The 22271-nt window shown below is 69.0% G+C and carries 24 protein-coding genes; 15 read left to right on the top strand and 9 right to left on the bottom strand.

Features of this window, described 5'->3' with window-relative positions; genetic code table 11:
* Positions 1 to 132 precede the first annotated feature (132 nt).
* From ACIBQ1_RS47625 to ACIBQ1_RS47615, 3 genes are read left to right on the top strand one after another with little or no spacing between them, the layout of a single operon-like run.
* A complete protein-coding gene (locus tag ACIBQ1_RS47625) occupies positions 133 to 2589 on the top strand; it encodes a transglycosylase domain-containing protein (protein ID WP_397288091.1) in 2457 nt (818 codons plus the stop codon).
* Positions 2586 to 3908 (top strand): glycosyltransferase family 87 protein, encoded by a 1323-nt coding sequence (locus tag ACIBQ1_RS47620; RefSeq protein WP_397288089.1) that lies wholly within the window; start codon positions 2586 to 2588, stop codon positions 3906 to 3908. Before ACIBQ1_RS47625 ends, ACIBQ1_RS47620 begins: the two co-directional genes overlap by 4 nt.
* Entirely contained in the window at positions 3905 to 4969 is a 1065-nt protein-coding gene (locus ACIBQ1_RS47615) for a mannosyltransferase family protein (RefSeq protein WP_397288087.1), read from the top strand. Before ACIBQ1_RS47620 ends, ACIBQ1_RS47615 begins: the two co-directional genes overlap by 4 nt.
* A 62-nt stretch (positions 4970 to 5031) precedes the next feature.
* Here the strand turns inward: ACIBQ1_RS47615 and ACIBQ1_RS47610 are convergent, their stop codons facing one another.
* On the bottom strand, positions 5032 to 5775 hold the full coding sequence (locus tag ACIBQ1_RS47610; protein WP_397288085.1) for a deoxyribonuclease IV: 744 nt from the start codon (positions 5773 to 5775) through the stop codon (positions 5032 to 5034).
* A 107-nt stretch (positions 5776 to 5882) separates the two neighbouring features.
* Between ACIBQ1_RS47610 and ACIBQ1_RS47605 the strand changes: the two genes are divergently transcribed.
* Positions 5883 to 6062, top strand: coding sequence for a hypothetical protein (locus tag ACIBQ1_RS47605; RefSeq protein ID WP_397288083.1), 180 nt, complete (start codon positions 5883 to 5885; stop codon positions 6060 to 6062).
* Between the two features lie 68 nt (positions 6063 to 6130).
* On the opposite strand, the gene ACIBQ1_RS47600 is transcribed toward ACIBQ1_RS47605, so the two are convergent.
* Complete coding sequence (locus ACIBQ1_RS47600; RefSeq protein ID WP_397288081.1) at positions 6131 to 6445, bottom strand: hypothetical protein; 315 nt, start codon at positions 6443 to 6445, stop codon at positions 6131 to 6133.
* Between the two features lie 190 nt (positions 6446 to 6635).
* Between ACIBQ1_RS47600 and rpsF the strand changes: the two genes are divergently transcribed.
* The 7 genes from rpsF (at position 6636) to ACIBQ1_RS47565 (ending at position 11047) form a co-directional block, all read left to right on the top strand.
* Positions 6636 to 6926: a 30S ribosomal protein S6 gene (gene rpsF, locus ACIBQ1_RS47595; RefSeq protein ID WP_397288079.1), complete on the top strand. Its 291-nt coding sequence runs from the start codon at positions 6636 to 6638 to the stop codon at positions 6924 to 6926.
* Positions 6927 to 7004: 78 nt separating this feature from the next.
* Complete coding sequence (locus tag ACIBQ1_RS47590) at positions 7005 to 7580, top strand: single-stranded DNA-binding protein (protein WP_397288077.1); 576 nt, start codon at positions 7005 to 7007, stop codon at positions 7578 to 7580.
* Positions 7581 to 7643: 63 nt separating this feature from the next.
* On the top strand, positions 7644 to 7880 hold the full coding sequence (rpsR, locus tag ACIBQ1_RS47585; protein WP_020543048.1) for a 30S ribosomal protein S18: 237 nt from the start codon (positions 7644 to 7646) through the stop codon (positions 7878 to 7880).
* Between the two features lie 14 nt (positions 7881 to 7894).
* The gene (rplI, locus tag ACIBQ1_RS47580) at positions 7895 to 8341 is read left to right on the top strand and encodes a 50S ribosomal protein L9 (RefSeq protein ID WP_355387062.1); all 447 of its coding nucleotides are present in this window, start codon (positions 7895 to 7897) and stop codon (positions 8339 to 8341) included.
* A gap of 185 nt (positions 8342 to 8526) precedes the next feature.
* A complete protein-coding gene (locus tag ACIBQ1_RS47575; protein ID WP_397288075.1) occupies positions 8527 to 9384 on the top strand; it encodes an ABC transporter substrate-binding protein in 858 nt (285 codons plus the stop codon).
* Entirely contained in the window at positions 9381 to 10307 is a 927-nt protein-coding gene (locus tag ACIBQ1_RS47570; protein WP_397288073.1) for an amino acid ABC transporter permease, read from the top strand. The genes ACIBQ1_RS47575 and ACIBQ1_RS47570 overlap by 4 nt, the downstream gene beginning before the upstream one ends.
* Entirely contained in the window at positions 10304 to 11047 is a 744-nt protein-coding gene (locus ACIBQ1_RS47565; protein ID WP_397288071.1) for an amino acid ABC transporter ATP-binding protein, read from the top strand. The genes ACIBQ1_RS47570 and ACIBQ1_RS47565 overlap by 4 nt, the downstream gene beginning before the upstream one ends.
* Here the strand turns inward: ACIBQ1_RS47565 and ACIBQ1_RS47560 are convergent.
* Positions 11044 to 12516 (bottom strand): APC family permease, encoded by a 1473-nt coding sequence (locus tag ACIBQ1_RS47560; RefSeq protein ID WP_397288069.1) that lies wholly within the window; start codon positions 12514 to 12516, stop codon positions 11044 to 11046. The two genes, ACIBQ1_RS47565 and ACIBQ1_RS47560, sit on opposite strands and share 4 nt — an antisense overlap.
* A 147-nt stretch (positions 12517 to 12663) precedes the next feature.
* Positions 12664 to 13965, bottom strand: coding sequence for an MATE family efflux transporter (locus tag ACIBQ1_RS47555; protein WP_397288067.1), 1302 nt, complete (start codon positions 13963 to 13965; stop codon positions 12664 to 12666).
* A 283-nt stretch (positions 13966 to 14248) separates the two neighbouring features.
* On the opposite strand from ACIBQ1_RS47555, the gene dnaB reads away from it, so the two are divergent.
* Positions 14249 to 15604 carry a replicative DNA helicase gene (gene dnaB, locus ACIBQ1_RS47550; RefSeq protein ID WP_397288065.1) on the top strand — a complete coding sequence of 452 codons (1356 nt, stop codon included), beginning with the start codon at positions 14249 to 14251 and terminating at the stop codon, positions 15602 to 15604.
* Between the two features lie 110 nt (positions 15605 to 15714).
* On the opposite strand, the gene ACIBQ1_RS47545 is transcribed toward dnaB, so the two are convergent.
* Positions 15715 to 16227, bottom strand: coding sequence for a GtrA family protein (locus tag ACIBQ1_RS47545; protein ID WP_397288063.1), 513 nt, complete (start codon positions 16225 to 16227; stop codon positions 15715 to 15717).
* A 163-nt stretch (positions 16228 to 16390) separates the two neighbouring features.
* On the bottom strand, positions 16391 to 16756 hold the full coding sequence (locus ACIBQ1_RS47540; RefSeq protein ID WP_397288061.1) for a hypothetical protein: 366 nt from the start codon (positions 16754 to 16756) through the stop codon (positions 16391 to 16393).
* Positions 16757 to 16801: 45 nt separating this feature from the next.
* Between ACIBQ1_RS47540 and ACIBQ1_RS47535 the strand changes: the two genes are divergently transcribed.
* A complete protein-coding gene (locus tag ACIBQ1_RS47535) occupies positions 16802 to 17266 on the top strand; it encodes a MarR family winged helix-turn-helix transcriptional regulator (protein WP_397288059.1) in 465 nt (154 codons plus the stop codon).
* Here the strand turns inward: ACIBQ1_RS47535 and dnaN are convergent.
* The 3 genes from dnaN to ACIBQ1_RS47520 form a co-directional block, all read right to left on the bottom strand.
* Positions 17249 to 18346: a DNA polymerase III subunit beta gene (dnaN, locus tag ACIBQ1_RS47530; RefSeq protein ID WP_397288057.1), complete on the bottom strand. Its 1098-nt coding sequence runs from the start codon at positions 18344 to 18346 to the stop codon at positions 17249 to 17251. The two genes, ACIBQ1_RS47535 and dnaN, sit on opposite strands and share 18 nt — an antisense overlap.
* A 100-nt stretch (positions 18347 to 18446) precedes the next feature.
* Positions 18447 to 19100, bottom strand: coding sequence for a response regulator (locus tag ACIBQ1_RS47525; RefSeq protein WP_397288055.1), 654 nt, complete (start codon positions 19098 to 19100; stop codon positions 18447 to 18449).
* Positions 19100 to 20530 (bottom strand): sensor histidine kinase, encoded by a 1431-nt coding sequence (locus ACIBQ1_RS47520; RefSeq protein WP_397288053.1) that lies wholly within the window; start codon positions 20528 to 20530, stop codon positions 19100 to 19102. Before ACIBQ1_RS47520 ends, ACIBQ1_RS47525 begins: the two co-directional genes overlap by 1 nt.
* Before the next feature lie 109 nt (positions 20531 to 20639).
* On the opposite strand from ACIBQ1_RS47520, the gene ACIBQ1_RS47515 reads away from it, so the two are divergent.
* Together ACIBQ1_RS47515 and ACIBQ1_RS47510 are read left to right on the top strand one after the other, a co-directional pair.
* Positions 20640 to 21545: an ABC transporter ATP-binding protein gene (locus tag ACIBQ1_RS47515; protein ID WP_397288051.1), complete on the top strand. Its 906-nt coding sequence runs from the start codon at positions 20640 to 20642 to the stop codon at positions 21543 to 21545.
* Positions 21542 to 22270 carry an ABC transporter permease gene (locus ACIBQ1_RS47510; protein ID WP_397288049.1) on the top strand — a complete coding sequence of 243 codons (729 nt, stop codon included), beginning with the start codon at positions 21542 to 21544 and terminating at the stop codon, positions 22268 to 22270. The genes ACIBQ1_RS47515 and ACIBQ1_RS47510 overlap by 4 nt, the downstream gene beginning before the upstream one ends.
* Position 22271: the final 1 nt, after the last annotated feature.

Genomic DNA, 22271 nt, shown 5'->3' with positions numbered 1-22271 from the left:
AGCTGGGGTTCGGCGCAGCCGTCGCGTCGTCCGGAAGCCGCTTTCGAGCAGACCGGTGCCATGGCCGCACAGCCGTACGACGACCCGCCCAGACGTGCCGAAACCCCTCCTCGGCGCGCCGACGGTCCTCCCATGCGCGCCGACGGTCCGCCTACGCAGGGTGACCGGCCGGGGTCGCGCACGCGCGCCCGGCAGGAGCGGGCGATGGGCAACCAGGAGACGATCGTCAGCGACGCGCCGCGGCGCTCGCGCAGGAGGAGTGAGGGCGGGCCGCCCGAACCTCCCGGGCCGCCGACCAAGAAGGGCGGCGGCGACGGCAAGGGCGGCTGGCGCAGGTTCGTGCCGAGCTGGAAGATCCTCGTGGCCGGGTTCGTGGTGCTCGCGGCCGGCCTCTTCGGCATGATCATGGTCGCGTACGCCAACACGCCGGTGCCGACCGCCGACCAGGCCAAGGCCGACGCGCTCGCGCAGCAGAGCACCATCTACTACCGGGACGGCAAGAAGGAGATCGCCCAGCTCGGCACGAAGCGCGAGATCGTCCCGATCTCGAAGATGGCCCAGAGCGTCAGGGACGCCGCAGTGGCCATCGAGAACGACACGTTCTACGAGGACTCCGGCATCTCGATCCCCGGCATGTTCCGCGCGGTCTTCAAGACGGCGACCGGCCAGCAGCGGCAGGGCGCCTCGACGATCACCCAGCAGATGGCCCGTAACTACTACGACGGCCTCAGCCAGGAAGTGTCGATCAAGCGCAAGGTCATGGAGATCTTCGTCGCGGTCAAGCTCGACGAGACCCTGTCCAAGGACCAGATCCTCGAGAACTACCTGAACACCATCCCCTTCGGCCGCGCCTACGGCGTCGAGGCCGCCGCGAAGGCCTACTTCGGTGACAGCGCCACCGCCGCCAAGCTGACCCCGGAGCAGGGCGCCTACCTCGCCGCTCGCATCCAGCAGCCCGCCTGGGAACCCGACGCCCCCGCGCTCAAGGCCCGCTGGACGACCGTCATCGACTACATGTCGAAGCAGTGGCCCGACAGGTACGGCCAGCTCCCGAAGACCGCGAAGTTCCCCAAGCTCCGCAAGAACGACAACGCCAACGAGCTCGGCGGCATCAAGGGCTACATGGTCATGCAGGTCCTCCAGGAGCTGAAGGAGCGCGGCCTCACCCCTGACGCGGTCAGGAGCGGCGGCTACCACATCACCTCCACCTTCGACAGGAAGCTGATGCTGGCCGCGCAGGCCGCGGTGAAGTCCACGACCGGCAGCATGAGCAAGGAGTACCACGCGGGGCTGGCCGCCGTTAACCCGAAGAACGGCCGCATCCTGGCGTTCTACGGCGGCACCGACTACATCACCGACCCGTTCAACGAGCCGTTCGACGCCAAGAAGCAGGCCGCGTCCGCGTTCAAGCCGTACGTGCTGGCGGCCTGGCTGCAGGCCGGCTACTCGCTCAAGAGCTACGTGCCGGGCAACGAGACGGTGCCGAAGGAGCTTCCCGGCCAGGCCGTCGGCGGCTTCAAGAACAGCCACAACGTCGGCAAGGCCGTCGACGTGGTCAAGGCCACCGCCGACTCGGTCAACACGGCGTACGTGTCGATGGCGTACAAGCTGCCCGGACAGCTCGACGACGTGAAGAACCTGGTCGAGTCGGCCGGGTTCAACCAGCAGCGCATGGAAGACGACGTCAAGACGCACAGCTACCAGTTCGCCATCGGCAGCGCCCTGGTGACCCCGGTCGAGCAGGCCGCCGGCTACTCGATCTTCGCCAACGAGGGCAAGTACACCAAGTACCACGTGGTGCAGGAAGTCAAGCTGGGCAAGCAGGTCGTCTACGGCGAGCAGCGGGCCGTCAAGAAGGTCATCGACCCCGGTGTCGCCGCCGACGCCACCGTGGCCATGGAGCAGGTGCTGCGCAGCGGCACTGCGGCGGGCAAGGGCCTGGGCAGCCGGCCGGCCGCCGGCAAGACCGGCACGAACAACGACGAGAAGGAAGCCTGGTTCGTCGGCTACACGCCGCAGATCTCCGCCGCGGTCGGGTTCTACCGCGAGGAGTGCAGGACGAAGTCGGGCAAGGTCGTCCAGCCTGTCCACTCCAACTGCCCGGTGACTCCCCGCGGCAAGGCGAGCACGAAGTACGGCAACGAAAACCCCTACACGAAGCCCTACGAGGTCTCCCTGGGCTTCGAGGGTGCCGGTCCGCCCACGCTCACCTGGCAGAAGTTCATGACGCTCGCCCACGAGGGCCTGCCGATCGAGCAGTTCCCGAAGAGGGCCGAGGTCGGTCTGGCCGAGAACATCGTGCCGAGCCCGACGCCCACGGTGTCGAAGACCCCCGACAACCCCTTCGACAGCGGGGACAACCCGTTCGACAACGGGGACAACCAGGACTGCCTCGTCGGCCCGTGTGACGGCACCACCCCCGACGACAACCCCACGATCGACGAGCCCGGCAACGGCGATCCGGGCGACGGCGACGGAGGTGACAACGGGTTCCCGCAGACCGCCGACGGTGACGGGGTCGGCGGTGGCCGGGCGCCCGACCCGAGACCTTCGGGCTGGTCGCCGCTGGCCAGGCCTGAGGACCGGTGACGAGCACGGAGGTGCGCGCTCCCTTCCTGGCGCGTGCCGTCCCGTACCTTCCCCTGGGGCTGATCGCGGCCCTGGGGGCCACCCTCGCGTACGTCGTGCGCCTGCCCTGCCGCACCGGCGGCTGGAACGACCAGGTCACGACGTACACGAACTTCTGCTACACCGACATCTACCCCCTGTACTTCGACAGGGCCCTGTCCAGCCAGAACCCCTACTTCGCCCACGTGCCGTTCGACAAGCAGGTCGAGTACCCGGTCGTGCTGGGCGAGGTCATGCAGGTGATCAGCTGGCTGGCCAGGGCGGTGGGCGCCGACACGGGCGCGCAGGCCGTCAGGTTCTATGACCTGACGGTCATCCTGCTCGGCATCTGCCTGGTCGTCGGCGTCCTGCTGATGGCCGCGGTGGCCGGGCCCACGCGGCGGTGGGACGCGCTCTGGTACGCCATCTCGCCCGCCGTCGTGCTGGCCGCGTACATCAACTGGGACCTGGTCGCCGGCGCGCTGTCGATGGGCATGCTGCTGGCCTGGGCGCGGGGCCGGCAGGTGCTGGCCGGGGTGCTGCTGGGGCTGGCCATCGCGACCAAGTTCTACCCGCTGATGTTCCTGGGCGCGCTGTTCCTGCTCACCTGGCGCAGCGGGCGATGGCGGCCGTTCCTGGTCACGCTGGCCTCCACGGCCGGCGCCTGGATCGTGGTCAACGGGCCGTTCATGATCTTCGCGTGGGAGGGATGGCGCAGGTTCTACGTCTTCTCCCAGGAACGCGGGGTCGACTGGGGCTCGCCCTGGCTGTTCTTCCAGAACAAGGGCTGGCCCATCCTCGGAGAGGGAGACGTCAGCAAGCTGGGTATGGCGGCCCTGGCCATCATGTGCCTGGGCATCGCCGTGCTCACGCTCGCCGCCCCGCGCCGGCCCAGGCTGGCGCAGATCTGCTTCCTGGCGCTGGCCGCTTTCATGATGACGAACAAGGTGTGGTCGCCGCAGTTCGTGCTCTGGCTGGTGCCGTTCGCCGTGCTGGCCAGGCCCAACTGGAAGCCGCTGGTGCTGTGGCAGCTCGCCGAGATCTGGTACTTCGTCGCCATCTGGCTCTACCTGGTCGCCCAGCCGCCGTTCAGCAGGAACGACCTGGGCATCGGTGACGACACGTACTTCACCGCCGTCTGGGGGCGGGTCATCACGATCGGGATCATGATGGCGTTCGTCGTGCGTGACATCCTCCGTCCCGACAAGGACGTGGTGCGCCAGGCCGACATCGACGACCAGGGCGGCGGCGTGTTCGACGACGCTCCCGACAGGTTCACGCTGACGCCAGCCGTGCGATGATCACCCGCTCGGCCGCCCGGGACGCGCTGCTGCTCTGGTTCGGCTCGCGGGCAGGGCTGCTCATGGTGACCCTGCTGGGGACGGCCCTCGGCGCGTACGCCGACAAGTGGCGCAAGTGGGATGCCGGGCTCTTCATCACCATCGCCCAGTACGGCTACGACGGCGAGCCCGGCAAGCCTGTGGACGACGGGCTGCCCGCGTTCTTCCCCGGGTTCCCGATGCTGCTGCGGGTGGTGCACCTGGTCGTGCCGGACTGGGCGGCGGCCGGGCTGCTGATCTCGCTGGCCGCCGGGGCGGTGGCCGTGGTGGCGCTGGCCCGGCTCGCCGAGCTGGAAGGCGCCTCCGGCTGGATGGCGGTGCTGGCGCTGCTGCTCTTCCCGATGGCGGTGTTCCTGGCGGCGGGCTACAGCGAGTCCCTCTTCCTGGCCTTCGCGATCCCGGCATGGCTGGCCGCCAGGCAGGGGCAATGGTCCTTAGCGGCCTCGCTCGCCGCGGGCGCCTCGTGCGTGCGCATCACGGGGCTCTTTCTCGCGGTCGCGCTGGTCGTGGAGTTCCTGACCAGGCGGGAGCCCGTCCGGCAGGCCGGGTGGCTGGTGGTGCCGTTCGCGCCGCTGGTGGCGTACTCGTACTTCCAGCACGGCAGGTCGGGCGACTGGCTGGCGTGGAAGCACGCGCAGGAGGCCGGGTGGGGGCGGGACTTCGCCTGGCCGTGGGAGGCGTGGAAGACGACCTGGCGCTCGGCCATGGGCTCCGACGACTTCGCGGTGGCCTTCCGGATGGAGATCGCCGGGGCGGTCGTGGCGTTCGCGGTGCTGATCTGGCTGCTCGTGCTGCGCCGGTGGAGTGAGCTCGTCTACACGGGGCTGCAGGCGGCCGCGCTGATGACCTCGGCGTACTACCTGTCGATCCCGCGCTCGCTGCTGCTGTGGTTCCCCCTGTGGGTCCTGGTCGCGAAGGTCGCGACCAGGAGGCCGTGGGTGATGGTCGTCTACGCCCTGATCTGCGGGCCGCTCATGCTGCTCAACGCGGAACGTTTCCTGAGCGGCGCGTGGGCGGGCTGATCTCTCTACCCACTTCTTCGTCTGGGTAATCCAGGGAAGTTATCCACAGGCTGTGTGTATTCCTAGAGGTTCTTGCGGAGGAACGCGATGTCGTCCGCCTGACCGTCGGCGGGCGTCTCCACCACGATCGGCGCGCCGGCCGCGCGGCAGACCGCCAGGATCAGCTCCGGGTCGATCTTCCCCTTGCCCAGGTTGGCATGGCGGTCGGCGCCGGAGTCGAAGTCGTCGCGCGAGTCGTTGCAGTGGACGAGGTCGATCCGGCCGGTGATGGCCTTGACCCGCTCGACCACGTCGACCAGCTCCTCGCCGCCCGCGTGGGCGTGGCAGGTGTCGAGGCAGAAGCCCACGTCGAACCCGTCGAGCGCCTCCCACAGCCGGGCGACGCGATCGAGCTTGCGCGCCATCGCGTTGCCGCCGCCCGCGGTGTTCTCGATCAGCACGGGGATGGGGCACTCCATGCGCTCGAACACCTTGCGCCAGTTGTCGAAGCCGGTCTGCGGGTCGTCGTTCTTGTTGACGTGGCCGCCGTGCACGATCAGGCCCTTGGCGCCGAGGCCGGCGGCCGCCTTGAGGTGCTGCTCCAGCAGCTTGCGGCTGGGGATCCTGATGCGGTTGTTGGTGGTGGCGACGTTGATCAGGTAGGGGGCGTGGATGTAGATGTCGACGCCCTCGACCGGTTCGGCGGGCAGCACCGGTTTGTCGTAGCCCTGCGGGTCGCCGAGGAAGAACTGCACCACCTCGGCCCCGACCGCCTCTGCGTGGGCGGCGGGATCGTCCTGATCGACATGAGCTCCGATGCGCACCATAGCTCCCGAGCTTACGCCGCGGAGGAGGGCGGCAGCCGCTTGACCATCGGTTTGCCGGACGCCTGTCCGGGAAGTCGCCATGCGCCCCCTAATCGAGGAGAAGCGACATGACGCACTGGCGCTTGCGAGCGCTCATCTTATTGATTTACGTCGTGGTCGGGATCTACGTGGGCTGGGTGTACCACTACATCACCCCCGGTCTGCTCAAGGACGTCGCGGAGGCGCTGCTCGCGGTGTTCCTCTGGTTCCTGGTCCTGCTCGGGATAGATCTGCACATCGGCGGGTGAGCGACATGCCGGAGCGGCCCCGGGCGACGCGCGCCGGGGCCGTTTCAGCTCAACGAGGTTCGGTGAGGTCAGTGAGGGAGGAAACCTCCGTGGGCGATGCCGAGCGCGGCGCCAACGAACGATCCCACGATCCCGACGATGTTGACCGCCCGCTGCGGCGTGGTCGCCGAGACGTACTGGGAGTACAGCCCGACGCCGAAGCCCAGCGTGCCGGCCCACGCGGAGATCGCGTGCGCGGACACCCAGAACGTCGAGACGAAGGCAATGAGACCGCAAACGATCGTGCCTACGGCCAGGGCGTTCTCCACCGGGTGCGAACGCCCGTCGCTGTTGAGTGTGAGCCTGAACCGCTCCCTTTCGGAGGGCTGAAGCACATGTGGCACCGCCACCACCCCCTAGGTTTCCTAAAGGCCTTCCCACCTTCTCGCGGCTGGTAACCTGGGCAAGCTGCGTTGTGATGGTTGAGCCATCGCCCCGAGGCGCCGAAATGGGGCACCCGGGGATAGACGTCAGCATCCTCCTGTCACGGCAGAGTGTCGTGACCGCAAGAGTCCAGAGGAGGTTGGAGTCCGCATGCGTCGTTACGAAGTAATGGTCATCCTGGACCCTTCGCTCGATGAGCGCACTGTCGCGCCGTCCCTCGACCAGTTCCTCTCCGTGGTCCGCAACGACGGCGGCACCGTGGAGAAGGTCGACGTCTGGGGCCGTCGCCGTCTCGCCTACGACATCGACAAGAAGTCCGAAGGCATCTACGCCGTCATCGACCTGTCCGCGCAGCCCGCGACGGTCAAGGAGCTCGACCGGCAGATGAACCTCAACGAGGGGATTCTGCGCACCAAGGTCATCCGCCCCGACGTGCACTAACCCCCGGCTTTTGTCGGGGAAGCCCCGTACTCTGAGCCGTAATCCAAGCGAAGGCGTGCAGGAAGGCGAGCGCTAGCCATGGCAGCAGGCGACACCGTAATCACCATCGTCGGCAACCTGGTCGACGACCCGGAGCTGCGCTTCACCCCGACGGGGCAAGCGGTGGCCCGGTTCCGCATCGCGTCCACTCCGCGGTTCATGGATCGCCAGACCAACGAGTGGAAAGATGGCGAAAGCCTCTTCCTGACCTGCAACGTGTGGCGGCAGGCGGCGGAGAACGCCGCCGAGAGCCTGCAGCGCGGCATGCGGGTCATCGTGCAGGGGCGGCTCAAGCAGCGGTCTTACGAGACCAAGGAAGGCGAGAAGCGCACCGTTTACGAGGTCGAGGTCGACGAGGTCGGCCCGTCCCTGCGTAACGCCACCGCCAAGGTCAACCGCACCTCCCGTCAGGGCGGCGGCGGTGGCGGCGGCTTCGGCGGCGGTCCGTCCGACGACCCGTGGGCCTCCGCCACGCCCGCCCAGCCCCAGGGGGGCGGCGGCTTCGGCGGCGGCGGCGGTGGTGGCGGCGGCTTCGGCGGCGGCCAGCAGGGCGGCGGCGGCGGCTTCGGCGGCGGCGGTGGCGGTGGCGACTTCAGCGACGAACCGCCTTTCTAGAACCTGTCCACAAGCCCGAGTCCATTCCCGCCCGGAAGGCGGGGCTCTGAAAGGAGCACCACGATGGCTAAGCCGGCACTGCGCAAGCCGAAGAAGAAGGTTTGCCTGTTCTGCCACGACAAGATCTCCTACGTCGACTACAAGGACACGGCGCTGCTGCGGAAGTTCATTTCCGACCGCGGCAAGATCCGTGCGCGCCGGGTGACGGGCAACTGCACCCAGCACCAGCGCGACGTGGCGACCGCGATCAAGAACGCGCGTGAGGTGGCCCTGCTGCCTTACACGAGCACCGCGCGCTAAGGAGGCCTGTCGATATGAAGCTCATCCTCACCAACGAGGTCTCCGGCCTCGGCACCCCTGGCGACGTCGTCGAGGTCAAGGACGGCTACGGCCGTAACTACCTCATCCCGCGCGGCTACGCCATGCGCTGGACGCGGGGCGCCGAGAAGCAGATCGAGACCATCAAGAAGGCTCGCGACGCTCGCGAGATCCGCGACCTCGGCACCGCCAAGGAGGTCGCCGGTCAGATCGGCGCGCTGCGCGTCCGCCTGACCACGCGCGCCGGCGAGTCGGGCCGCCTGTTCGGTTCGATCACGACGGGCGACATCGCCGACGCCGTCAAGGCCGCCGGTGGCCCGATCCTCGACCGCCGCCGCATCGAGATCGTCAACCCGATCAAGAGCGTCGGCTCGCACCGCGTCACCGTCAAGCTCCACCCCGAGGTCTCGGCCTCGGTGGATGTCGAGGTTGTCGCGGGCTGAGTGCCCTTTTGTGAAAGCCCTCTCCGTCCGGAGGGGGCTTTCGCGTGTCCCCGCTCTTACGGCTGCGCAGGGGCAGGCCACCTCCGGGCCAACTCCATGGTCAGGGGCGCCGCCGGGCGTAATTTCCTATTCGGCCAGCGTAGAATGCCTTAGTTCTTTCGCGTGTTCCCCCTGGAGGCTTGGCCATGGCCCGTCCCCTCATGCTGCTCGCGCTGGCCGTGGCGGTCGTCGGCTGCGCGCCGGTCGACAACACGGCGAGCACGGCGAGCCCGGTCGCGTCCGCGTCCACCGCGTGCACCAAGGACCAGCTCAAGCTGGTCAACGCGGGCAAGCTGACCATCGGCACCGACAAGCCCGCCTACGAGCCCTGGTTCAAGGACGACGACCCGAGCAACGGCCAGGGCTTCGAGAGCGCGGTGGCCTTCGCCGTGGCGGGGGAGCTCGGCTTCGACCGCACCGAGGTGCAGTGGAGCACGATCAAGTTCGACTCGGCGTTCGCCTCTGGGGTGAAGCAGTTCGACTTCGACGTCAACCAGGTGTCCATCACGCCCGACCGGGCCAAGGCGGTCGACTTCAGCAAGGGCTACTACACCGTCAAGCAGGCCATCGTGGCGATCGACGGGAGCAAGTTCGCGGGGGCGAAGAGCCTGGCCGAGCTGCGGGACGCGAAGATCGGCGTACAGGTGGGCACGACCTCGCTCGACGCGGTCAAGAACGTCATCAAGCCCGCCGACGATCCCAACGTCTACAACGAGCAGATCGACGCCGTCAACGCGCTGAAGAACAAGCAGGTTGACGCGCTGGTCGTGGACCTGCCGACGGCGTTCTACGTGACGGCCGCGCAGGTCGAGAAGTCCAAGATCGTGGGGCAGTTCAGCTCGACGGGTGGCACGCCCGAGGAGTTCGGGCTGGTCATGGAGAAGGGCAGCGCGCTCAAGCCGTGCGTCGACAAGGCCGTCGAGGCGCTGAAGTCGAAGGGCGAGCTGGCCAAGATCGAGCAGGAATGGCTCGGCTCGGCGGCGGGCGCGCCAGAGTTGCGATGAGCGCGTTCGGCGGGTCCGGGAAGGCCACGGCAGGCGGTCCCGGGCAGGCGGCGGGTGAGTCCGGCGGGTCCGGGCAGACTGCGGCGGGCGAGTGGGTCAAGTCGGAGCGGCAGGTCGAGCGGGAGCGGGTGCGCAGGTCGCGCGGCCGCCGCTCGGCCTCGGTCGCGACGGTCTCGACGATCGTCTTCATCGTGCTGGTCGGCTGGATCGTCACGAACTCACCCGGCTGGCCCCGGGTGCAGGAAACGTTCTTCAACTCTGACGCGTTCGTCAAGGCGCTGCCCGACGTGCTGAGCGGCTTCCTGCTCAACATCAAGATCTTCCTGATCGCCGAGCCGCTGATCCTGGTCGTCGGGCTGCTGGTGGCGCTGGCCAGGGGGGTCAGGAAGCCCGCGTTCTTCCCGATCCGGGCGCTGGCCACGCTCTACACCGACGTCTTCCGCGGCGTGCCGACGATCCTGGTGATCTACCTGATCGGGTTCGGGCTGCCCGCGCTCCGGCTGCAGGGCATCCCCACCGACCTGGTGACGCTGGGCATCATCGCGCTGACGCTCTCGTACGGCGCGTACGTGGCCGAGGTGTTCCGCTCGGGCATCGAGTCCATCCACCCGAGCCAGGTCGCGGCGGCCCGCTCGCTGGGGCTGAGCCACGGCAAGACCATGCGGTTCGTGGTGCTGCCGCAGGCGACCCGCAGGGTCGTGCCGCCGCTGCTGAACGACTTCGTCTCGCTGCAGAAGGACACCGCGCTCGTGGCCACCATCGGGCCGCTGGAGGCGCTCAGGCAGGCGCAGATCCACGCGGCCGGCACGTTCAACTACACCCCCTACCTGGTGGCGGCGCTGCTGTTCATCCTGCTCACCATCCCCATGGCCAGGTTGACCGACCATCTGGCGGCCCGCACGCGCAGGAGGCGTGGCGCATGAGTCTTCTGACCATCGACGGGGTGTGGAAGAACTTCCACGGTCACAGCGTGCTGCGCGGCATCGACCTTGAGGTGCGCCCGCACGAGGTGGTGAGCCTCATCGGGGCCTCCGGCTCGGGCAAGTCCACGCTCCTGCGCTGCGTCAACCTGCTGGAGACCGTGGACGACGGCGTGATCCTGCTCGACGGCGAGGACATCACCGACCCGCGCGTGAACGTGGACGACGTGCGCAAGCGGCTGGGCATCGTGTTCCAGGCGTTCAACCTGTTCCCGCACATGACCGTGCTGGACAACGTCACGCTCGCGCCGCGCCAGGTGCACAAGGTGGCCAGGGGAGAGGCGGAGGAGCAGGCGCACGGCCTGCTGGCCAGGTTCGGGCTGGCGGACAAGGCGCGGGCCTACCCCGACCAGCTCTCCGGCGGGCAGCAGCAGCGGGTGGCCGTCATCCGGGCGCTGGCCACGCAGCCCAGGCTGATGCTGCTGGACGAGGTCACCTCGGCGCTCGACCCCGAGCTGGTTCTGGAGGTGCTGGGGGTCATCAGGGAGCTCAAGGAGTCGGGCATGACGATGATCCTCACGACTCACGAGATGAGCTTTTGTCGCGATATTTCGGACACGGTGTGCTTCCTGGACGGTGGCGTGCTCCTGGAGAAAGGCCCCGCCGAGCAGATCTTCACCGCGCCGGAGCACCCTCGCACCAGGGAGTTCCTGCGTAGCGTGCTGGAGTCGGGCCGGCTCTAGCGCCGGTGGCGTCCGCGTACCGGCTCGATCGGGGGCCGGGGGCGGGCCAGCAGGCTGTGGCGCCGGCCGTACACGAGGTAGACCAGCAGGCCGAAGGCCATCCACAGGGCGAACCACGCCCAGGTGAGCACCTGCAGGTTCACCATCAGCCAGAGCGTGGCCACCAGCGACAGCCCGGGCAGCAGCGGCGAGAGCGGCACCCTGAACCCCCGCTCCAGGTACGGCATGCGCCGCCGCATCACGATCACTCCGGCCGCCACGAACGCGAACGCGAACAGCGTCCCGATCACCACGAGCTCCTGCATCGTGAGCACCGGCACGAACTCGGCCAGCACGATCGCCACGACCCCGATCACCAGCGTCACCCGCGTCGGCGTGTGATATTTCCGGCTGACCGTGGCCAGGCCGCGGGGGATCAGCCCGTCGCGGGCCATCGAGAACAGCACCCGCGTCTGCCCCACGATCAGCACCAGGATCACCGTCGTCAGCCCGAGCACCGCGCCCACGTCGATGACGTGCACCATCCAGTCCACGCCGACCGCCCGGAACGCCCCGGTCAGCGGCGCGTCCTCGGAGATCTTCGTGTACGGGACCATACCCACCATGACCAGGGCCACCGCGAGGTAGAGGACGGTGGCGATGATCAGGCTGCGGATCATGCCCTTGGGCACGGCGGTGGGCGCGTTCACGGTCTCCTCGGCGGAGGTGGCCACGATGTCGAACCCGATGTACGCGAACGCGATGGCAGAGGCGGCAGCGAAGATCCCGAACCAGCCGAACGCGTGGCTCTGCCCGAACAGGATCTCCAGCACGCTCGTGGGCGACTTCGGCAGAATCTTGGACGGCACGTGGAACTCGCCGAAGTTCCGCACGTCGATGTGGGGCAGGCCCACGACGATGACCGCGCCGATGGCCAGCAGCTTGGCCGCCACCATGATCCACAGCGCTCGCAGGCCGATCCGCGCGCTGAGCGCCACCACGCCGGTGAGCAGCGCCAGGATCACGAACACGAGGAGGTCGCCGACGAGTTCCTGGTGCGGCACGCGTACCCCGAAGTCGGAGATCGCCCCGACCGTGATCGTGGCCCACGCCCTGGCCACGACGGCGGCGGCGAGCTGCAGCTCCAGGATCAGCGCCCAGCCGATGATCCACGCCCAGACCTCGCCGAAGATGACGTACGTGAAGGTGTAGGCGCTGCCCGAGGTCGGCATCGTGGACGACAGTTCGGCGTAGCACAGGCAGGCGAGCAGGCAGGCGATGCCCGCGATCATGAAGGACAGGATGACGCCGGGGCCGGCCGCGGTGGCCGCCTGCTGCCCGGCGATGGAGAAGATGCCGGCGCCGATGATCACGCCGAGTCCGAGCACCACCAGATCGGCCGGGCGGTAGAGCTCGGGCAGGCTGTGCCGGGCGCGTGTGCGTAAGCCGGTCGCCTCGGAGGGCGGTAGTCGCCGCAGAATCGTGGACAAGGAACACCCCGCTCAGGGAACGCGCCCACAATGTCTCACCACTCGGACAACAGCAAGCACAGGACGATTACAGGTGGGCACGCGCAGGCAGCGGTGTTTCCGCAGATCACTGCAGGTAGCCGGGCCTGCGCCCAGAGCGACTCGATCCTACGCCCCGGTCACCAGCCAGTCGGTGCCGGCGGCCCGGCGTACGAGGCTGACCAGACGTGCGAGCATCCACACCCCGAGCGCGCACCACAGGGCGACGACCCCGAAGCCGGAGGCGAGGAAGGCGGCGGGGAGGTACGCCACCGTCGTCCACACCCCCGCCCACGCCAGGTAGCGCTGGTCGCCCGCGCCGATCAGCACGCCGTCGAGCACGAACACGACCCCGCACACCGGCTGGAACGCCGCCACCGGCCACAGCAGCGCCAGCAGCAGCTCGGCGACCTGCGGGTCCGCGTCGAACAGGCCGGGCAGCACCGGTCTGGCGGCGACGACCAGGAGGCCGAGCAGCCCGCCCGACCAGAGGCCCCACTGCACCATCCGCCTGGTCGCGGCCCTGGTGGACGCGACGTCCCCGGCGCCGAGCGAGCGTCCCGTGATGGCCTGCCCGGCGATGGCGATGGCGTCCAGCGCGAACGCGAGCAGCGTCCACACCTGGGTGGCGAGGGCGTACGCGGCCAGCTCGGCCTCGCCCATCCTGGTGGCGATCACGGTGGCCACGAGCAGTACCACCCGCAGGCAGAGGGTACGGACGACCAGCGCGAACCCTGCCGTGCCCGCCTCCTTGACCCCCGCCAGGCCGGGCGTGAGCGGCGTCCCCAGCCGCAGCGCGCCCCGCGCCACGACGGCGAGGTAGACGGCCGCGCCCAGTGTCTGGGCGATCACCGTGCCCCAGGCCGACCCGGCGATGCCCCAGCCCATCCCCAGCACGAACCAGGCGTTCAGGACCGCGTTCAGCACGAACGATCCGATGGCGACCGCCAGCGGTGTCACGGTGTCCTGCAGGCCGCGCAGCACTCCCGTCCCGGCCAGCACGACCAGCATGCCGGGCGCGCCGATCAGGCTGATCCGCAGGTACGTCACGGCCTGCGCGGCCTGCCCCTCGGCCGCCCCGAACAGCTCAACGATGGCGGGGGCCAGCGGCCAGCACACGACGATCAGGAGCGCGCCGATGGCCAGCGCCAGCCAGATCCCGTCCACACCGCTGCGCATGGCCCGAGCGTGGTTCCCGGCGCCCGTCTGCCGCGCCACGGAGGCCGTGGTGCCGTACGCGAGGAAGACGCACAGGTTCACCATGGTCGCCAGGACCGTGCCCGCCACGCCCAGCGCCCCCACCGCCGTGGTCCCCAGCCCGTGCCCCACGATGGCGTAGTCGGCGAGGAGGAAGAGCGGCTCGGCCACCAGCGCGCCGAACGCCGGAACGGCCAGCCGGAGTATCTCCCGATCCCTGGGGGTAATGAGCATTTGTCCATTATGGCCATTACGCGGCGTGTCGGCGAAACTTTCTTTTCTCCACAGCCAGTGGATACCGTTCGCCCAGTTCAGAGGCCCATCGGTGGATATCCACAAGAGTTATCCACAGCCACTGTCCACAGGCATTTCACACCCTGGGCACAGTAGTGCACAGCTTGGCCACAGGGTTGTCCACAGGCCGCGTTGCCGTTGGCCCGAGACTCCGAGAAACTGTCAGACCGGTCGGCTACAAGTGGGGGTGGTGCGACCGCCTGCAAGTGTTCGAGGGGGCGCGGTGAGCATTGACGAGGAAACGGGCGCCGGCCCTGGGTTCGAGCGCACCCCCCCGCACAACATCGAGGCGGAGCAGTCCGTGCTGGGCGGCATGCTGCTGTCCAAGGACGCTATCGCCGACGTCGTCGAGATCCTGCGCTCCGACGACTTCTACCGGCCCGCCCACCAGATGGTCTACGAGGTCATCACCGACCTCTACGGCAGGGGCGAGCCCGCCGACGCGGTCACCGTCTTCGACGAGCTGCAGAAGCGCGGCGAGATGGCCAGGGTGGGCGGGGCCGCCTACCTCCACACCCTCACGGCCGTCGTCCCCACCGCGGCCAACGCGGGCTACTACGCCAAGATCGTCAGGGAGCAGGCCATCCTCCGCCGCCTCATCGAGGCCGGCACCCGCATCGTCTCCTTCGGCTACGGCGGGCAGAACGAGGAGGTCGACGACCTCGTCGACCGCGCCCAGGCGGAGATCTACAAGGTCACCGAGCGCCGCACCTCGGAGGACTACGCGCCCCTGGCCGACATCATGCCCGGCGCCCTCGACGAGCTGGAGGCCATCGGCAGCCGCGGCGGCCAGATGGTGGGCGTGCCGACCGGCTTCCAGGACCTCGACCAGCTCACCAACGGCCTCCACCCGGGCCAGATGATCGTCGTGGCCGCCCGCCCGGCCATCGGCAAAAGCACACTAGGTCTGGATTTCGCCCGTTCTGCAGCAATCAAGCATGGGATGACCACGGTCATCTTCTCGCTGGAAATGTCGCGCAACGAGATCACCATGCGACTGCTGTCCGCCGAGGCCCGGGTCGCCCTCCACGCCATGCGCTCGGGCATGATGGGCGACGACGACTGGACGCGCCTGGCCCGGCGGATGAGCGAGGTGGCGGAGGCGCCGCTGTTCATCGACGACTCGCCCAACATGTCGATGATGGAGATCCGGGCCAAGTGCCGGCGGCTCAAGCAGCGTAACGACCTGAGGTTCGTGGTCATCGACTACCTCCAGCTGATGAGTTCGCCGAAGAAGACCGAGAGCCGGCAGAACGAGGTCTCGGAGATCTCCCGTGCGATCAAGCTGCTGGCCAAGGAGCTGGAGGTGCCGGTCATCGCGATCTCCCAGCTCAACCGTGGTCCGGAGCAGCGCACGGACAAGCGGCCCGCAGTCAGCGACCTGCGCGAATCCGGAAGTATTGAGCAAGATGCGGATATGGTCATTTTGCTCCATCGTGAGGATGCTTACGAGCGTGAGTCGCCCAGGGCGGGTGAGGCGGACCTTATAGTCGCCAAGCACCGTAACGGCCCCACGGCAACGGTCACGGTGGCGTTCCAGGGACACTACAGCCGCTTCGTGGACATGGCGCAGCACTGACCTCACCTGTTCGCTATCTATTCGGCGGTCATCCGCGGAGCCGGGCTCGTGGGGCGCAGCAGCGGCATGAAGCAGTCCAACCACCGAAACGGCTTCTGGATTCGCTGCTATCAAGCCGCCTCGTCCGTGGAGTCGGGAGCGGCAACCAGTCGCACGCTGCCGGGCTGGGCCTTCTCGTCGGGGAAGACCCATTTCCGGAGCGCCCAGAAGCGGAAGACCATGGCGATCAGCGTGCCGATGACCTGCGCGCTGATGAAGTCGGAGATCTCCTGGGTCACCAGGCTCACCTCCGGGGTCTCCAGACGAAATACGTACCGGGAGATCCACAGCGGCGCGGAGCTGAGCACCAGACCGACGCCACTGACCAGGAAGAACAGCGCCGCCTCGTGACGGCGCTCGCGGCCGCCCCTGGTCCGGAACGACCATTCGCGGTTCAACACGTAGGACACGATCGTCGCCACGAGCACCGCGATGACCTTCGCGGTCACCGGCTTCGGTTCCAAAATGGTCAGCTTCAGCCCATAGAACACAGTGTTGTCCACTAAGAACGCTGTCCCACCCACCACCGCGAACTTCAGCGGTTCACGGTGCTTCAGCGCGAGTGCGTGCAGCTGTCCGGGCAATCTTTCGAGTACTGCGTTCGCTATTCGGAGCACCCCCGATCTTCCCACCAGTCGGACACCCTGGTACCAGGATTTGCGGACCCGGCCTGTCTGGCTGGACTTTTGTGATCCGCTCCCCGTCCTTCCGAGGGTGGATCACGCGGCTGAGTCTGCTCGGGGCGGGTCACGGGCGGATCTGGGGAGCGTGGGCGCGGGCGAAGTCGGCGAACGATCGGGCCGGGCGGCCCATCACCTTCTCGAAGTCCGGGGTCGTGTAGTCACCCCACCCCTCCGAGTACGCCGTCAGGTACTCCTTGTTGACCGCCGCCATCCACGCGGACAGACCGGCGTCCACCATCGACCGTTGAGCGTCGTCCGGCGTCACCGGCTGGTAGGCGATCGGAGTGCCGTACACCTCGCCGAGTTCGGCGGCCGCGTCCCGCAGTGAGAGGCTGGCCGAGCCCGTGAGAGTGTAGGTGCAGCCCTTGTGCTGTGCCGGAGCGCGCAGGACCGTGGCGGCGAAGTCGCCGCTGTCGCGTACGTCGATCATGCCGAGCCGACAATCAAGATTGATTACTAAATGGAGGGTGTGACGGTGCGCAGGAGCCGGCGCAAGCAGGAGGAGCCCGATCTCGGCATCCTGTCCAGCAGGACCCTTTTCGGCCTGCAGAGGGAGCTGTTCGAGACGCTGGCCCGGCAGGGGCATCCCGCGCTCAGGCCACGGCACGGGGCGGTGCTGGCGTACCTGGACGAGGAGGGCAGCAGGGCCACGGACCTGGCCGCGCAGTCGGGCCAGCACAAGCAGGTGATCGGCACGCTGGTGGACGAGCTGGTGGAGCTGGGCTACGTGGAGCGGCAGCCGGACCCGGCCGACCGGCGGGCCAAGCTGATCGTGCCCACCGAGAAGGGGCGCGACCACATGGTCAAGTCGGACGCCATCCTCGCCGCCATGGAGGCGGAGCACGCGAAGGCCGTGGGCGAGGAGGCGTACGCGGAGTTCAAGAGGGTGTTCAAGCTGGTCGCCGAGCGGCAGACCGGCGGCTCAGCCCTGGCGGAGTGACATGACGAGATAGCGGAAGGCGGGCTCGGCGTCGCCGGGCACGTCCTGGATCAGGGCGGGCCTGGTGGGCGACTCCAGGTTGAGGCGGGCCAGCTCGCTCTCGATCCCGGTCAGGCCGTCGAGCAGGAACTGCGACTGGAAGGCGATCTGGATGTCGTCGCCGCGCAGCTCGCAGTCGACCACCTCGGCGCCGCGCCCGATGTCGCCGCCGCCCGCCTGGATGAGCACCTGGCCCTGGCTGAACGACAGCCGGATCGCGGTGTTGCGCTCGGCCACCAGGGCGACCCGCTTGATGGCGTTGACGAACGGTGCCACCGCCACGTCGGCCCTGATCGACCAGTCGGAGGTCAGCCGGGCGCGATAGTCGATGAACTGATCGTCGAGCAGCCGCACGGTCGTGCTGCGCCCGACGCTCTCGAACCCGGCCACCCCATCGCCCATCGCGATCGACACCTCGCCGCCGCGCAGCGACTTGGCCACCTCGACCAGCACCTTCGCCGGAACCATGGCGGAGACGGCGAGGCCGGGGCCGGCCGGGCGCCAGGTGAAGTCGCGGGCGGCGATGCGGTAGCGGTCGGTGGCCGCCATGGCCACGGACTCGCCCTCGATGTCGACCCTGATGCCGGTGAGCATGGGCAGCGTGTCGTCGCGGCTGGCGGCGGGCGCGACCTGGCCGACCGCCGAGGCGAACACGCCGCCGCCGACGGCGCCGATGCTCGGCGGCATCGTGGGCATGGTCGGGAAGTCTTCGACCGGCATCGTGATCAGCCCGAACTCCGCGCTCCCGCAGGTCAGCACCGCCTCGGCGCCCTCGGTGACGATCTCCACGTCGTCGGCGGGCAGGCTCCTGCTGATCTCGGCCAGCAGCCGCCCGGGGATCAGCACGCTGCCGGCCTCGGCCACGTCGGCGTCGACGGCGGCCCTGGCCGAGACGTCGTAGTCGAACGCGGACAGGGTCAGCTCGTCGCTCGCCTCCAGCAACAGCCCGGACAGGACGGGCATCACAGGCCGGGTGGGCAGGACTCGGGCGGCCCACGCCACCGCATCTGCCAGAACATCGCGGTTAACCCGGATTTTCACCTGTCACCACTCCTTCGTCGCGCCGTGCCTCTATGAAAATAGCCGGTGCGACCGACAAGTCCGGCAGTCTCGCGGATGACCAACCCCAGGTGGAGGGTTCCTAGCGGCTGTTGAGATAGGTGAGGACGGCGAGCACGCGGCGGTTGTCGTCGTCCGACGGCGCGAGCCCCAGCTTGGCGAAGATGGAGGCCGTGTGCTTGGCCACGGCGCTCTCGCTCAGGTAGAGCCGCTGGCAGATGGCCGTGTTGGAGCGCCCCTCCGCCATGGCCTCCAGCACCTCCCGCTCGCGCGGCGTGAGCGCGGCCAGCGGCTCGTTCCTGGCGTTGCTGGCCAGCAGCTTGGCGATCACCTCGGGGTCCATGGCCGTGCCGCCCTCGGCGACCCGGCGTACGGCGTCGATGAACTGCTCGGCGTTGAAGACCCGGTCCTTGAGCAGGTAGCCGATCGCGCCCGAGCCGTCGGCCAGCAGTTCGCGCGCGTAGAGTTGCTCGACGTGCTGCGACAGCACCAGGATCGGCAGCCCGGGCGCCTGCTTCCTGGCCGCGAGCGCCGCCTGCAGCCCCTCGTCCGTGAACGTGGGCGGCAGCCGTACGTCCACGATCGAGACGTCGGGCCGCAGCTCCAGCAGGCCCCGCAGCAGCTCGGGCCCGCTCTCCACGGCAGCCACGACCGAGAAGCCGTGCGCCTGGAGCAGGTGGACCAGCCCGTCTCTGAGCAGGTAGAGGTCCTCGGCGATGAGTACGCGGTTCTTCATCAGCACCAGGGTTTGGTCGGCGTGGCACGTGCGAACCACAGGTCGCGGTTGTGAGTGGAGGGTATCCAGATGGCCAGGATGTGCATGCACAGGCCCAGACTGATCATGCCGAGGATGACCGGCCACTGCCAGGGATCGGGCAGGTACAGGGCGAGGAACCAGGTCTTCTCCTCGATGCCGAACAGCTTGAAGATGCCGGCCACGATTCCCTGGGGGAACGTCGGGCACCAGGCCGTGGCCCAGAGGAGGACGACGATGGCCGCCTTCCAGCGCGGCAGCCTTGGCAGGCTGCCCGCCCAGTGGTCGGGCAGCACCCGGGGCAGCTCCATCGTCACGGTGGTGGGGCCGCCCGGCGGGCTGTTCAGGGCGAGCACCCCGTCGAAGGCGGCCAGCCGCCGCTCGATCCCCGACAGGCCGCTGCCCTTGGCCGGGTCGGCGCCGCCCATGCCGTCGTCGGTGACGGTGACGCGCAGGTGCGGGCCGTTGGTGCTGAGGTCCACCGTCGCCGCGTGCGCGTCGCCGTGGCGGGCGGCGTTGGAGAGCAGCTCGCTGACCGCGAAGTACACCGCCGCCTCCACCGGGGCCTCCGGCCGGTGCGGCAGATCGACGTCCACCGTGACCTGCAACGGGCTGTCCATGGCCAGCGCGCGTACGGCGTCGGCCAGCCCGCGCTCGGCCAGCACCGGCGGGTGGATGCCGCGGATGACCCTGCGCAGCTCGGTCAGCGTCTCGGAGGAGGCGTCCCTGGCCTTGGACAGCAGCGCCTTGGCCGCCGCGGGGTCGTCGTCGACCAGCTGCTCGACCGCGCCCAGCGTCATGCCGATCGCCACCAGCCTGGCCTGCGTGCCGTCGTGCAGGTCCCGCTCGATCCTGCGCATCTCGGCCGCCTGCGAGTCGGCGGCCAGGTTACGCGTCCGCTTGAGGTGGCTCACCTGGCTGGCCAGGCGGCTGGCGGCGGTCGGGCTGAGCAGCAGATCGCTCCAGAGGGCGTAGACCCGCAGGCCGCGCCCGGGGAGCACGACGAACACCGGCAGCAGCGCCAGCTTCGCCAGCGGCTCGAGCACCAGCCAGATCATGTCGCGCCAGGTCGCCGGGTCGGAGACCAGCCACTTCCACCGGTTGTTCCACGCGGGGATCCGCGGCGTCTTGTAGAGGGTCCGGTCGGAGCGGTACATGCCGTCCGCCTGCGGCACCGGAGGCGGGGGCTTGGGCAGGTACGGAGACTCGATGTGGACGCCGGTCCACCGCCCCACGAGCCGCCGGTTGAGCTCGGCCACCCTCCTGACCAGCTGGACCTGCGGCGAGTACAGGAACACCATGCCCAGCCCGAACGACAGCAGCAGCATGATGAGGCCGAGCGCGATCACCTGCACCTCGACGAGGAGGAGCGCGAGCAGCGCCGCGACCTGACCGAACCTTCGGAGCAGCATGCTCCCAGTCTGAGCCAACGGCCCCGGCCGGACCATTGCACCTAGATACACCCTTGCCCGACATCCAGCCGGATTCCCCGGCGAACGCCGTGTTCTTAGCGTCGTCGGCATGAAAGTCATCGAAGTCAGGAACCTGCGCAAGCAGTACCCGAACCACCTGGCGGTCGACGACGTGTCGTTCGAGGTCGCGGAGGGTGAGATCTTCGGCATCCTCGGCCCGAACGGCGCGGGCAAGACCACCACGGTGGAGTGCGTGGCCGGCCTGCGCGTGCCCGACGGCGGCACCGTACGGGTGACCGGGCTGGACCCGCAGCTCAACAGGGGCGAGTTGCGGCACGTGCTGGGGATGCAGCTCCAGAGCGCCGCGCTGCCAGAGAAGATCAAGGTGTGGGAGGCCATGGACCTCTACGCCTCCTTCTACCTCGACCCCGCCGACTGGTCCGAGCTGCTCGAACGCGTCGGCCTCGGCGCGAAGCGCGACACGACGTTCAAGAAGCTCTCCGGCGGGCAGCGCCAGCGGCTCTCCGTCGCGCTGGCCCTGGTCGGCAGGCCGCAGGTGGCGGTGCTGGACGAGCTGACCACCGGGCTCGACCCGCAGGCCCGCAGGGACACCTGGGAGCTGGTCGAGCAGGTACGCGACTCGGGCGTGACGATCGTCCTGGTCACCCACTTCATGGAGGAGGCCGAGCGGCTCTGCGACCGGCTCGCCCTCATCGACGCGGGCAAGGTGGTCGCCATGGACACGCCCGCCGGGCTCATCGCGCAGGTGGGCGGGGAGCAGCGGCTGAGGTTCCGGCCGTCGGGGCCCGTCGACGAGGCCGTGCTGCGGGCTCTGCCGGAGGTCCGGGAGGTCACGAGGAGCGGCGACCAGCTCGTGGTGAGCGGCACGGGCAACCTCGCGCCGGCCGTCACGCTCGCCCTGGCCCAGCACCAGATCGTTCCAGGGGACCTGCGGATCGAGCAGGCCACGCTCGACGACGCGTTCCTCGCGCTCACCGGAAGGAAGCTGTCATGAAGCTGCTCCTCGTGGAGACCAAGCTGCACCTGCGCGAATGGCCGTTCCTGGTCTTCACGGTCGGGCTGCCGGTCGCGCTCCTGCTCGTGCTGGGCCTCAGCATCCCGGACATGACCCGGCCCGCGGCGTCGGGGGAGAGGGCCGTGGACACGCAGATGCCGAGCCTGATGACGCTGCTCGCGCTGCTGGTCCTGGCCTGCAACGTGGTGCCCGCGGTGATGACCGCGTACCGCGAGCAAGGGGTGCTCAGGCGGATGTCCACCACGCCAGTGCACCCGGCACGGCTGCTGGGGGTGCAGCTCCTGATCAACCTGATGGTCGGAGCGGTCACCACGGCCCTGCTGATCGCGACGGGCTCGCTGGTGTTCGGGTCGGCGGCGCCGCGGCAGTGGGTGGGATTCGTCCTGGTCTTCCTGCTCGGCAGCGCCTCGCTGCAGGCCATCGGGCTGGTGATCGCCGCGCTGGCGCCCAACGCGAAGGTCGCGCCTGGGATCGGGTCCGCGGTGATGTTCCCGCTGATGTTCCTGGGGGGAATGTGGGTGCCGCGCGACATCATGCCGGACGCGCTGCGGGTGGTCAGCGACTATTCCGTCGCGGGGCCGTTCGCCCAGGCGCTCAGGGACACCTGGGCGGGCCACGCGCCGCAGCTCGCGCACCTGGCGGTGGTGGCCGCCGGGCTGGTGATCTTCGGTGGGCTGGCCGTGCGGCTGTTCAGGTGGGAGTGAG

Source organism: Nonomuraea sp. NPDC050153 (assembly GCF_044460125.1).
In the GTDB taxonomy this organism is placed as follows: Bacteria; Actinomycetota; Actinomycetes; order Streptosporangiales; family Streptosporangiaceae; genus Nonomuraea.
The sequence above is the reverse complement of the archived record's forward strand: the minus strand, read 5'-3'. Positions and strand labels throughout refer to the sequence as shown.